Origin of the sequence: Streptomyces sp. NPDC056144, from assembly GCF_042264145.1 — a bacterium.
In the GTDB taxonomy this organism is placed as follows: Bacteria; Actinomycetota; Actinomycetes; order Streptomycetales; family Streptomycetaceae; genus Streptomyces.
In genome coordinates, this window is sequence record NZ_JBHJVF010000009.1 from 1 (window position 1) to 12,144 (window position 12,144).

The window sequence follows — 12,144 nt, forward strand, 5'->3', positions numbered from 1 at the left end:
ACTAATCTGGCGTTGATTTTTGGCACGCTGTTGAGTTCTCAAGGTGCGGACGCTTCCTTCGTTCCTGTTTCCAGGCCCTCCGGGCGCTTCCTTCGGTATTTCGTGTTTCCAGCTTAGCAGACCCGATTTCTCGTTTCCGCCACCCGCTGGAGCGGGTTTCCGGGGCAGGAATTCACTTTCGTGTTTCCGTTTCCCGGCGGGGTCAAACATTACCAGGCTTTCTCGGCCCCTCCGACCACTCCCCCACCGTGCTGACGCACGCAGAGGTGTAGACCACTGAGGTTAGGATCTGGCTTGATGGTGCTGCCGACCCGCGACTCAAGGCCGCGTTGGGGTCAGGCAGGAGTACGACAGTACATCCCACCGTCAGTAGAGGCAAATCGTTTCGGGGTAGTCCTAGCTCCGTCCAACTGGTACGTCTCGTGCGGAACTAGGACTTCTTATGACTTACGCTTCTGAACAGTACGCCGTCCAGGACAGGTAGTGACGGCGCCACACAATCTCCGCCCCTGGGAGGCTTCCCATGACATCCGTGTCGTCGCCGCTTGCTGGTCGAGCCATCGGTCTCGCCGCAGTTCCCGACCCGGTCTTCTCCGGTGCGATGGTCGGTCCCGGCACCGCCATCGACCCCGTACGTGAGCCCTCGGAGGCGGTGTCGCCCGTTGACGGGGTCGTCGTCTCCATGCACCCGCACGCCTTCGTCGTCGTCGACGCCGAGGGCCACGGTGTGCTCACGCACCTGGGTATCGACACCGTTCAGCTCAACGGCGAGGGCTTCGAGCTCCTCGTGAACAAGGGTGACACCGTGACGCGCGGACAGGCCGTCGTGAAGTGGAACCCCGCCGCGGTCGAGGCCGCCGGCAAGTCCCCCATCTGTCCCATCGTGGCTCTCGAGGCCACCGCGGACTCGCTCTCCGATGTCGTCGAGGACGCCGACGTGAAGGCCGGCGACGCGCTCTTCAACTGGAGCTGACCGGTCCGTCCTCGTGACGACCGCGAGTTCGACATTCAACGCGGCGGCCGGGGCCGCCGCACTATCGGAGACGGGTGAGATGGAGACAACGCTGCGAGGCGTCGGCGTCAGCCACGGTGTGGCGATCGGCGAGGTCCGGCACATGGGCACGGCGGTTCTGGAACCGCCGGCCAAGCAGATTCCGGCCGACGAGGCGGAGCGCGAACAGGGGCGCGCTCGTCAGGCGGTGGAAGCTGTGGCCGCGGACCTGATTGCGCGAGGCAATCTGGCCGGCGGTGAGGCCCAGGCGGTGCTCGAGGCCCAGGCGATGATCGCCCAGGACCCGGAGCTCATCGCCGACGTCGACCGCCGTATCGCGGTCGGCAGCACCGCGGAGCGCGGCATTTACGACGCGTTCTCGCACTATCGGGAACTGCTCGCCGGTGCCGGTGAGTACATGGCCGGGCGCGTCGCCGACCTCGACGACGTGCGGAACCGGATCGTCGCCCGCCTGCTGGGCGTGCCGATGCCGGGTGTGCCGGACAGCGACGAGCCGTACGTGCTCATCGCGCGTGACCTGGCGCCGGCCGACACGGCGCTGCTCGACCCGGCGCTGGTGCTCGGGTTCGTGACCGAGGAGGGCGGGCCGACCAGCCACAGCGCCATTCTGGCGCGGGCCCTCGGTGTGCCGGCGATCGTGGCACTGCCGGGTGCGGGTGAGCTGGCCGAGGGCACGCTCATCGCGGTGGACGGTTCCACGGGCGAGATCTTCGTGGACCCGACCGAGGAGAAGCAGGCGGAGCTGACCGCGGCCGCCGCCGCGCGGAAGGCCGCGCTGGCGTCCTCCAGCGGTCCGGGTGCGACCTCGGACGGGCACAAGGTGCCGCTGCTCGCCAATGTCGGCGGTCCGGCGGACGTGCCCGCCGCGGTGGAGGCCGGTGCCGAGGGCGTCGGTCTGTTCCGTACCGAGTTCCTCTTCCTGGACGACAGCAAGCACGCTCCGTCCGAGGAGAAGCAGGTCGAGGCGTACCGCAAGGTGCTGGAGGCCTTCCCCGAGGGTCGTGTGGTCGTGCGTGTGCTGGACGCCGGTGCGGACAAGCCGCTCGACTTCCTGACGCCGGCCGACGAGCCGAACCCGGCGCTCGGTGTGCGCGGTCTGCGTACGCTCCTGGACCACCCGGAGGTGCTGCGGACGCAGCTCACCGCGCTGGCGAAGGCGGTCGAGGGTCTGCCGGTGTACCTCGAGGTCATGGCGCCGATGGTGGCCGACCGTACGGACGCGAAGGCCTTCGCCGACGCGTGCCGTGAGGCGGGGCTGCGGGCGAAGTTCGGTGCGATGGTCGAGATTCCCTCGGCCGCGCTGCGGGCGCGCTCGATCCTCCAGGAGGTCGAGTTCCTGTCGCTGGGCACCAACGACCTGGCGCAGTACACCTTCGCGGCCGACCGTCAGGTCGGTGCGGTGTCGCGGCTCCAGGACCCGTGGCAGCCGGCGCTGCTCGACCTGGTGGCGCTGTCCGCCGAGGCGGCCAAGGCCGAGGGCAAGAGCTGTGGTGTGTGTGGCGAGGCCGCTTCGGACCCGCTGCTCGCCTGTGTCCTGACGGGTCTGGGTGTCACCTCCCTGTCCATGGGCGCGGCGTCGATTCCGTACGTGCGGGCGACGCTGGCGAAGTACACGCTGGCGCAGTGCGAGCGGGCCGCGGCCGCGGCGCGTGCGGCGGACACGGCGCACGACGCGCGTCTGGCCGCGCAGGCGGTGCTGTCCGGGGAGTGATCCCGGGCGGATTCTGACGCGGGGAACCGGAGGGGCTTCCCGTCACCTTGGTGGCGGGGAGCCCCTTCGGCGTGTCCGGTCAGTGGTGGGCGGGCCAGTCCTCGTCGGGGTCGGGGGCGAGGGGGAATCCCGCGCGGTAGTCGACGCCGGGTTCCGGGGAGAGGGGTTCTCCGGTGCGGGCGTCGGTGCAGTAGGCGGCGAAGACCTCGGCCTCGGTGAGCGGGGCGAGGCCGCCGTCGGTGAGTCGCCAGCCGTGGAGGTGGTCGCGGGCGTCGGGGTGGGTGGTGCGCAGGACCAGGCCGCCGGGGGCGGCGAGGACGAGGCCCGCGGCGAGGACGGCGGTGAACTCGGCGGCGGCCGGTCCGGTGGGGTGACCGGGGCCTTCGGCGTGGAGGACGGCGAGGAGTTGGTCGGCGGCGGCGGGGACGCTGCAGACCAGGTGGTGGGTGCCCGGGCCGGCGGCGGCGAGGAGGCGGGTCAGGAGGCGGCCGGCCCGGGCGAAGGCGGCTTTGCCGAGGTCCTTGCCGCAGGTGGCGCAGTCGCCTGCGGTGGCGAGGACGGTGGTGGCGTACTCCCAGGTGGCGTGGCGGACGGCGGTGTCGACGAGTTCGGGGAGGAGGTCGCTGAGGGGTTGACCCGTGTAGGTGACGTGGGCGCCGGTGGCGGCGAGGTGGGCGGTGAAGCGGCTGCGGCTGGTGGGGTGGTCGGGGTCGAGGGCGGCTTCGGCGCACCAGGAGGCGTACTCCTCGGGGTCGAAGAGGGTGACGGTGGTGTGTCCGCCCTGGGTGGCGAGGGTTTTGAGGAGGGCCTCGACCTGGTGGAGGTAGGTCGTGTGGTCGTCGAAGGCGAAGGTGCGGTAGCGGCGCATGGCCGCGAAGTCCCGCTCGTCGGCGAGGAGGCCGACGGTGCTGGGGACCTCGCGGCGCAGGGCGCGGCGGAGGTGGGCGGTGGTGGGGCCGGTCCGGGTCATGTCTCCCCCTGAGTGACGCTCCGATCAGTGCTCACTCACCGTAACCATCGCCACTGACAGTGACGGTTCGGGAGGGGTGAGACGACCGCGGACCAGGCGGTTCTGGGTGGCACAGGTGGCGGCGAGGGCTATGCCGAGGACGGGCCAGGCCAGGGGGCCGGCGGACATGATGCCGGTCATGAGGAGGGGGCCGACGAAGCGCTGGGTGGAGTGGGCGAGGCCGTGGACGCCGAGGTAGGTGCCCTGAGCGTCGGCGGGGGCGAGGGCGACGGAGATCTCCCAGGACGACATCGCGTGGAGGATCTCGGCGAAGGTGAGGGCGACGACCGCGACGATCAGGCCCGTGACGGCGAGGGCGCGGCCGCCCGCGGCGGAGAGGGCGAGGGCCGCGGTGCCGAGGGCGAGGAGGCCGGCGAGCGGGGCGAGGAGACGGCGGGCGGCCGTGGTGGTGGCGGCGAAGCGGGAGAGCGGGACCTGGAAGAACACCACGAGGACGGTGTTCAGGACCATCAGGAGGGGAGCGAGGCCGACGGGGGCGTCCGTGGCATGGACGATCCAGAGGGGGACGGCCACCTGGAGGATCGTGTCGTCGAGGAAGAGGGCGGCGTCGGTGGCGGTGTAGCCGAGGAAGCCCCGGTCGCGCCAGGGGCTGCGGCTGGCGGGTGCGGCGGCTTCCGGGGTGTCCGCGGAGGTGGCGACCACGCGGGAGGGGCGGGGCGGTTCGGCGCAGGTGAAGGTCAGGGCGGCGATCACGAGGTAGGTGAGGACGTTGCCGAGGAGGAGCAGTCCGTACGCCCTGGTGCTGCCGGTGGCGAGCGCGGCGGCGGCGCCGAGGCCGCCGATGGACCAGCCGATGTTGACGGTGGTGCGCTGGATGGCCTGGTAGCGGACGCGCTCGGGGCCGGCGACGCGGGCCGCGTACAGCTTGATCAGGACGCTGCCGGCGCGGTCCGGGACGGCGCCGAGGGCCGAGTACAGGGTGAGCAGGAACAGGTTGTCGGTGGTGAGGAGCGCGAGGAGGGCGATGCCGCGCATGAGCTGGGCGGCGACGATCACACGGACGAGGGGGAAGCGGTCGGCGAGCCGGCCGGCGAGCGGGGCGCCGATGATGCCGACGCCGCCGGAGACGGTCATGAGGAGGCCGACCTGTCCGAGGCCGAGGCCGGCGACGTAGGTGAAGTACAGGACGGCGCAGCTTGCCCAGAGGCCGGTGCCGGTCTTGTCGATGATGCTCACGAGGAGCATGCGGCGGCCGTCGCGGCCTCCGGGTATGCGGCCGAGGACGGCGCCGGGCCGCCGTGAGGTCTCGTGGCTCATCGGTGTGGTTCCCCCTTGACTCGATTATTGTGTTGGTACATAATGTTTAACGTGGCAACACAATATGCGATTCAGGGAACGACGTCCAAGGGAATCGCCGCGTCCGTCGAGCGCGGCGTGGCGGAGGGCGAGCTCGCGCCGGGCGACGCGCTGCCCCCCGTACGGCGGCTCGCGGACGAGCTCGGCGTCAGTCCCGGCACGGTGGCGACGGCCTACAAGGAGCTGCGGCAGCGCGGTCTGGTGGTCACGCGCGGGCGGGGCGGCACGGTGGTCGCCGAGGCGCCGTCGGTCGCCTCCCGCCGGCCCCCGTCCGTGCCGCCGGGTCTCGTGGATCTGGCCAGCGGGCTCCCCGACCCCGCCTTCCTGCCGGTGCTCAGGCCCCCGGCCGAATGGCGGCCCGTGTACGGGTCCCATCGCGCGGCGCCCCGGATCGCGGCCCTGGAGGAACTGACGCGGGCCTGGTTCGCCCGGGACGGCGTACCGACGGAGCAGATCACGTTCGCGTACGGCTCGCTCGACTGCATCGCCCGGCTGCTCTCGGTGGAGCTGCGGCCCGGGGACGCGGTGGCCGTGGAGGATCCCGGATTCCACCACCTGCTCGACCTGGTGCCGGCGCTGGGGCTCCGGATGGTGCCGGTGGCCGTGGACGCCGAGGGGATCACGCCGGACGCGCTGGGCGCCGCGCTGCGCGCGGGGGTGCGGGCGGTGGTGTGCAGTCCGCGCGCCCAGTGCCCCACCGGCGCGTCCTTCTCCCTGACGCGGCGCGACGAGCTGGCCGCGCTGCTGCGGGAGTTCCCCGAGGTCCTCGTCATAGAGGACGACTACAACCTCGGGCTCGCCGCCCCGGCCGCGCCCACCTTGGGCGCCGCCGGGCTCGAACGCTGGGCGCAGGTCCGGACGGTGTCCAAGCGGCTCGGGGTCGACCTGCGGTGGGCCGGGGTGTCCGGCGACCCGGTGACGCTCGCCCGGCACGACGGCCGGATGCTCATGACCTCCGGCTGGGTCAGTCACGTCCTGCAGGAGACGCTCGTGTCGCTGTTCGCCGACCCGGAGGTCGTGCGGCTCGTCGCCGACGGCGAGGTCGAGTACGCGAAGCGGCGTACGGCCCTGATCGACGCGCTCGGCTCGTACGGGATCCGGGCGGTCGGGGCGAGCGGGATGAACGTGTGGGTGCCGGTGCGGGACGAGTCCGCGGTGGTGAACGGACTGCGGACGCGGGGCTGGTGGGTCGCCGCCGGGGCGCGGTTCCGGATCGCCGCTCCGCCGGCCGTACGGATCACGACGACGACGCTGGTTCAGGCGGACGCGGTGCGTCTCGCGGCGGACTTCGCGGGCGTGCTCGGGGACTCGCAGGCCACGTACGGGGGCTGACGACCGGGAGACCGGGACGACGACGGCGGCCTCGCGGGAAGGTTTCCCTTCGCGCGAGGCCGCCGTCGTGGTGGATCAGCGGGTGCGGTAGGCGTTGCGCAGGGTCTGGGTGAGGGTGTTGCCCGCCGTGTCGACGAGGGCGGCGCGGAGCGAGACCGTCCGGCCGGGGGCGGGGGTGCGGAAGGTCGTGCGGCCGTCGGCGACGGGGACGCGGGTCCAGGTGGCGCCGTTGTCGACGGAGACCGACACGGTCAGGGAGCGGACGCCGGTGCGCGCCGCGGCACCCTGGACGGTGACGGGCACGCGGACGAGGGTGCGGGCCGGGGCCGTGCCGTCGAGGGCGAGCGCCGGGGCGAAGCGGACGGTGCTGAGCGGGAGCGCGGTGGGCCGGGAGGTCGCCGCCGAGGTGAACGTCCAGGCGGCGGTGGCGCGGCCGCCCGCCGCCGGGCCGGTGCCGTGGGTCGCCGTGGTGATGAGCCGGTACGCGGCGCGGCCGGGCGTGGTGGTGAACTCCGCGCGGCCCGGCGCGCCCTCGCGGGTGCCGACGAGGACGCCGTTCCGGTGGAGCGTGGTGGTGGCGCCGTGGAAGCGGGGGCTGCCGGGCGCGTGGCCGTCGCCGTCGGCGAGCAGGGGGATGTCCAGGGCGAGCCGGGCGCCGTCGCGGACGCCTGCCGGGCGGGCGCCCGGTGACGTGTCGGGGGCGGGGCCGAAGACCGCGTTGTCGAAGGTGTGGGTGGTGGTGGCGCCGGCGCGGACCGCGAAGCCGTGCGCGCTGTACTGGTTGGGCCGGGTGCCGGGTCCCGCGGGGGCCGTGTAGTCGACGTCCCAGCGGCCGCGCTCCGGGGTCACGAGGACCGTCGCCGTGCCGGGTCGCTTCAGCGGCTGGGAGAGTCCGATGGTCGGGCCCGCGCTGGGCTGGATGGCGACGAACGCGGTGCCTGCCGTGCGGTCGGGGGCCGCGCCGCGGATCTTGACGGTGGCCAGCGCGGAGGCCGCGGGGTGGCGGACGAGGCCGGTGAGGGCGCGGGCGGAGGTGAAGGTGTAGCCGAGGGCGTAGTCGGCGTTCGTGCCCGACCAGTAGGTGTCGAACCACTGCTTCACCGAGCCGGGTTCGGCGGCGGGGCCGAGGTGGGCGACGCGCAGGTTCGGGCTTCCGGCCAGGATGTTCGCGGAGCGGGTCCTGCCCTCGTGGGTGACCTCGACGAAGCCGAGGCCGCTGCGGTGGCGGGCGCCCGGCTCCGGCGGTCGTACGTCCACGAGCGCGGTCCTGCGCGCGTCGACCGTCACCGTCGTGTCCCCGGTCAGGTCCAGTCGGGGCTGGACGATCCAGTCGGTTCCCGCCGCGGGGTCGGCGCCGTGGAGGGTGGAGTCGAGCAGGTAGCGGCCGCGGGGCAGGCGGAGGGTGACCGTGCCGGAGGGGTCGTGGGGCGATTCCTCCACCGCCGCTCCGGGGCCCGAGATGCCGGTGACGTGGGTGAGGTAGTCGTCGGTGGCGAGGCCGGCGCGGTCGAGGTGCCGGATGGTCAGGGTGTACGTGTCGGGGGCACGGCCGGCCGAGGCGAGGGCGGCCGAGGCCAGAGCGGCCGGGGGCGGCGCGGAGAGGGACACGGCGGCCAGGACGCCGGTGAGGGCGAGGGCGCGCAGGGCCGTGCGGCGGGTGGGCGGGGTCGTCCGCGTACGGTGTTCCGTCGATGAGTTGTTCATGATCAGCACTGCTCGGGGGCCGGTCCGCGTTCCCGTGACCTGGGACACATCCGGGACGATGTGGCCCAGGTCACGGGAACTCCGGCGAACCGGCGCCCAGTGCCAGATGTGGAATCACCTATGAGAAATCGTTTCCGCGCCGGGGACCCGGCGGCGCTGGGCGAGGCGTACGACGAACACGCGCGGGTCCTGTACCACTACGCGTTCCGTGTCTGCGGCGACCGGGCGGCGGCGGAGGACGTCGTGTCCGCCACCTTCCTGGAGGCCTGGCGCTGTCGGGACAAGGTGCACGCCGACGGCGGCAGCCTGCGGCCCTGGCTGCTCGGCATCGCCACCAATGTCATGCGCGGGGCCGCGCGTGAGGCGCGGCGCAGGGACGCGGCGCTCGCGCGGCTTCCCGAGCGGGGCGTCCTGCCGGACTTCGCCGACGAGGTCCTCGCCCGGATGACGGACGGGGAACAGGTACGGGCCGCCCGCGCCGCCCTGGGGAAGCTGCGGCGGCGTGAGCGGGAGGTCTTCACGCTCGTGGTGTGGGCCGGGCTCGACTACGCGGCGGCCGGCGAGGCGCTCGGGATCCCGGTCGGAACCGTCCGGTCCCGGCTGTCCCGGGCCCGTGAGCGGCTGCGGAAGCTCGCCGACGCGGAGCTGCGGGCGCTGCGGCGCCGTGAGCGGAGTGGCGGCCGGGTGGTCACCCGCGGCGGGGGCGGGCCTTCGGGGTCCGGACCCGTGCGCTCCGGACCCGTTCCGGTCACGGCTTCCGATGCCGGTGTGCCCGCCGTCTCCCCCTCTGCCGGCGCGCCGTCCGTTTCCCCCTCCCTCGTTCCTTCGACCGTCCGTCCGGATCTCGTGTCCCGTACCCACCCGGAGAACCAGGCATGAACACCTCCACGCCCCGACACTCCCCCACCGCCACGGACGATCCGCTGGTCGGCGACCTGGTCGGCCTCCTGCCGCCGCCGCCCGTGCCGGCTCTCGCCCCCGCCGAGGAGCACGACCTGCGGAACCGGGTGCTGCGCGAGGCCCTTGCCGCGTCGCCCGCCACGCGCGCGCGTGGCGGCCGGTCCCGGCGTCCCCTGCCGCGCTTCGCCTGGGTCGCCGCGCCCGTGACCGCCTGTGCCCTGGTGGCCGGTGCCGTCGCGCTCGCTCCGTCCGACCCTCCGGCCACGCCGCCGAAGCAGGTCACGGCCTCCGGGGCCGACCAGGTCCTCTCGCGGGCCGCGCTCGCCGCCGCCTCGGCGCCCGCGCCGGACGCGCGGCCCGAGCAGTTCGTGTATGTGAAGAGCCTGGTGGCCTTCGCGGGGCGGAGCGCCGACGGGGGTGCCGCCGCGCTCGCCCCCGTACACCAGCGGGAGGTGTGGCTGTCCGCCGACGGGAGCCGGGCGGGGCTGCTGCGGGAGGACGGTGCCGCCGATTCGGAGCTCGCGCCGCGCCTGCCCGTCTACGAGCTGGACCACCCGGGGGCGACGCCCCGGGCCACCACGATGGAGGGGCAGCCCTCCGTCAAGAACCCGACGCACGCGTACGTGGCGACGCTTCCCACGGATCCGGGGGCGCTGCTGACGCTCGTCAGGGAACAGACCCGGCAGGAAGGCGGCGATGCCGACCAGCGGGCGTTCCGGGCGATCGGGACGCTGGTCGCCGAGACCTGGGCTCCGCCGGAGGTCACGGCGGCGCTGTACGAGGCCGCCGCGCGGATTCCCGGGGTCACCGTGCTGCCGTCCGCGAAGGACGCGGCCGGGCGGGAGGGCGTGGCCGTCGCCCGTACCGCCGACGGGGAGCAGACTCAGTGGGTCTTCGACCGTACGACGTCGGCGTTCCTCGGCGAGCGGACCGTGCTCACGGAGACCACGGCCGCCGGGGTGAAGGGGAGCGTGTTGGGGGTGTCCGCCGTTCTCGCGAAGGGTGCCGTCGGGCGGGCCGGTGAGCTGCCCGGTTCCTGAGCACGCGCGCGTACGGCACGAGGCCGGTCCCGTGGGGGGACCGGCCTCGTGCCGTGCGGTGACCAGGGCGGGTCAGGGCCTGCGGGTGGCCGCGAGGGTCTCGTAGAAGCGCAGGAGGCCGAGGTCGTCGACCGAGCCGAGGTTGACGGCCTTCGCCAGGGGCGTGCCCTGGAGGAGGCGCTTGACCGGGACCTCGATGCGCTTGCCGGTGAGGGTGTGCGGGACGCCCGGGACCTCGATGATGTCGTCCGGGACGTGCCGCGGGGAGAGCTCGGTGCGGATGGTCCGCTTGATGCGGCCGATCAGCTCCTCGTCGAGGGTGGCTCCCTCGACGAGATGGACGAAGAGCGGCATCCAGTACCCGCCGTCGGGCTCTTCGAGGCCGATCACCAGGGACTCGCGGATCTCCGGGAGCCGCTCGACGGCCTCGTAGATGTCGGCGCTGCCCATGCGGACGCCCTGGCGGTTCAGGGTGGAGTCGGAGCGGCCGTGGATGACGACCGAGCCGTGCTCGGTGATCGTGATCCAGTCGCCGTGGCGCCAGACGCCCGGGTACATCTCGAAGTAGCTGTCGCGGTAGCGGCTGCCGTCGGGGTCGTTCCAGAAGTGGATCGGCATGGACGGCATGGGGTTGGTGACGACCAGCTCGCCGACCTCGCCGACGAGCGCCTTGCCGGACGGGTCCCAGGACTGGAGGTCGGTGCCGAGGCCGGCCGCCTGGAGCTCGCCGATGTGGACGGGGAGCGTGGGGACGGCGCCCGCGAAGCAGGAGCACACGTCGGTGCCGCCGCTGACGGAGGCGATCCACAGGTCCTCGCGGACCTCGTCGTGGAGCCAGCGGAAGCCGTCGGGGGGCAGCGGGGAGCCGGTGGTGGCCACGCACTTCACGGCCGAGAGGTCGAAGTCCCTGCCGGGGTGCACGTCGGCCTTCGCGCAGGCCATCACGTACGCGGCGGAGGTGCCGTACAGGGTGGCGCCGGTGCGTTCGGCGACGCGCCACTGGGCGGCGGTGTCGGGGTAGCCGGGGCTGCCGTCGTACAGGACGACGGTCGTGCCGGTGAGGAGGCCGGAGACGAGGAAGTTCCACATCATCCAGCCGGTGGACGTGAACCAGAAGAACACGTCGTCGGGGCCGAGGTCGCAGTGCAGGCCCAGCTGCTTGACGTGCTCGACGAGGATGCCGCCCTGGGACTGGACGATCGCCTTCGGCAGGCCCGTGGTGCCGGAGGAGTACAGGACCCACAGCGGGTGCGAGAAGGGGACCTGTTCGTAGACCGGCTCGACGTCGGCGGCGACCAGGTCGTCCCAGGCGAGGGCGCCCTCGGGGGCCGGGGTGCCGAGGAGCGGCACGTGGACGACGGCGCGGAGCGTGGGGAGTTCGGCGCGGAGCTCGGCGACGGTGTCGCGGCGGTCGTGCTCCTTGCCGCCGTAGCGGTAGCCGTCGACGGTGAAGAGGACGACCGGCTCGACCTGCTGGAAACGGTCGAGGACGGAGCGGGCGCCGAAGTCCGGGGCGCAGGAGGTCCAGACGCCGCCGACGGCGGCGGTGGCGAGGAGGGCCACGACGGACTGCGGCACGTTCGGGAGGTAGCCGCTGACGCGGTCGCCAGGGCGTACGCCGAGGGCGCGCAGTTCGGCGGCGAGGGAGCCGACCTGGCGGCGGAGCTCGCCCCAGGTGGTCGGCGTGGGCTCCTGCGTCTCGTCCACGTGGAGCAGGGCCGTGGCGTCGGGGCGCTCGTCGGCGGCGCGCAGGGCGTGCTCGGCGTAGTTGAGGGTGGCTCCGGGGAACCACTCGGCCCCGGGCATCGAGCGGTCGCCGAGGACACGCTCGTACGGGGTGGAGAAGCGCACGTCGAACCACTCGACGACGGCCTGCCAGAAGGCTTCGAGCTCCTCGACCGACCAGCGGTGGAGCGCCGGGTATCCGCCCTCGGCGGGCGCGCCGTGGTGTTCGGCGGCCCATGCCTGGAAGCGGGTGACCGCGGCGGTGGCGATGCGCTCCTCGTCCGGCTGCCAGAGCGGCTCGGTCTGCGCTGATGTCATGGGCGTGCTCCCTGGCTGTACGCGGGGTCGGCGTGTGTCGCGCGCACGTGCTGGGGTGTGCGCGTGACGCGGCTGA

At 73.3% G+C, this 12,144-nt stretch carries 9 protein-coding genes; 5 read left to right on the plus strand and 4 right to left on the minus strand.

Annotated elements, in window-relative coordinates; all coding sequences use genetic code 11:
• Positions 1-523 precede the first annotated feature (523 nt).
• Together ACFC0Z_RS25000 and ptsP are read left to right on the plus strand one after the other, a co-directional pair.
• Positions 524-973 carry a PTS glucose transporter subunit IIA gene (locus tag ACFC0Z_RS25000; RefSeq protein ID WP_376441990.1) on the plus strand — a complete coding sequence of 150 codons (450 nt, stop codon included), beginning with the start codon at positions 524-526 and terminating at the stop codon, positions 971-973.
• A 79-nt stretch (positions 974-1,052) separates the two neighbouring features.
• Positions 1,053-2,723 carry a phosphoenolpyruvate--protein phosphotransferase gene (gene ptsP / locus ACFC0Z_RS25005; RefSeq protein ID WP_376441993.1) on the plus strand — a complete coding sequence of 557 codons (1,671 nt, stop codon included), beginning with the start codon at positions 1,053-1,055 and terminating at the stop codon, positions 2,721-2,723.
• A 79-nt stretch (positions 2,724-2,802) separates the two neighbouring features.
• Here the strand turns inward: ptsP and ACFC0Z_RS25010 are convergent, their stop codons facing one another.
• Positions 2,803-3,693, minus strand: a complete 891-nt coding sequence (locus tag ACFC0Z_RS25010; RefSeq protein ID WP_376441995.1) for a hypothetical protein — start codon at positions 3,691-3,693, stop codon at positions 2,803-2,805.
• A 24-nt stretch (positions 3,694-3,717) separates the two neighbouring features.
• Positions 3,718-5,010: an MFS transporter gene (locus ACFC0Z_RS25015; protein WP_376441997.1), complete on the minus strand. Its 1,293-nt coding sequence runs from the start codon at positions 5,008-5,010 to the stop codon at positions 3,718-3,720.
• Positions 5,011-5,061: 51 nt separating this feature from the next.
• Between ACFC0Z_RS25015 and ACFC0Z_RS25020 the strand changes: the two genes are divergently transcribed.
• The gene (locus tag ACFC0Z_RS25020) at positions 5,062-6,381 is read left to right on the plus strand and encodes an aminotransferase class I/II-fold pyridoxal phosphate-dependent enzyme (RefSeq protein WP_376442000.1); all 1,320 of its coding nucleotides are present in this window, start codon (positions 5,062-5,064) and stop codon (positions 6,379-6,381) included.
• 75 nt (positions 6,382-6,456) lie between these two features.
• Here the strand turns inward: ACFC0Z_RS25020 and ACFC0Z_RS25025 are convergent, their stop codons facing one another.
• Positions 6,457-8,085, minus strand: a complete 1,629-nt coding sequence (locus ACFC0Z_RS25025) for a serine protease (RefSeq protein ID WP_376442003.1) — start codon at positions 8,083-8,085, stop codon at positions 6,457-6,459.
• 120 nt (positions 8,086-8,205) lie between these two features.
• On the opposite strand from ACFC0Z_RS25025, the gene ACFC0Z_RS25030 reads away from it, so the two are divergent.
• Positions 8,206-8,964 carry an RNA polymerase sigma factor gene (locus tag ACFC0Z_RS25030; protein ID WP_376442005.1) on the plus strand — a complete coding sequence of 253 codons (759 nt, stop codon included), beginning with the start codon at positions 8,206-8,208 and terminating at the stop codon, positions 8,962-8,964.
• Positions 8,961-10,025 carry a CU044_5270 family protein gene (locus ACFC0Z_RS25035; protein ID WP_376442008.1) on the plus strand — a complete coding sequence of 355 codons (1,065 nt, stop codon included), beginning with the start codon at positions 8,961-8,963 and terminating at the stop codon, positions 10,023-10,025. Before ACFC0Z_RS25030 ends, ACFC0Z_RS25035 begins: the two co-directional genes overlap by 4 nt.
• A 72-nt stretch (positions 10,026-10,097) precedes the next feature.
• On the opposite strand, the gene ACFC0Z_RS25040 is transcribed toward ACFC0Z_RS25035, so the two are convergent.
• Positions 10,098-12,068, minus strand: a complete 1,971-nt coding sequence (locus ACFC0Z_RS25040; RefSeq protein WP_376442011.1) for an acetoacetate--CoA ligase — start codon at positions 12,066-12,068, stop codon at positions 10,098-10,100.
• Between the last annotated feature and the right edge of the window lie 76 nt (positions 12,069-12,144).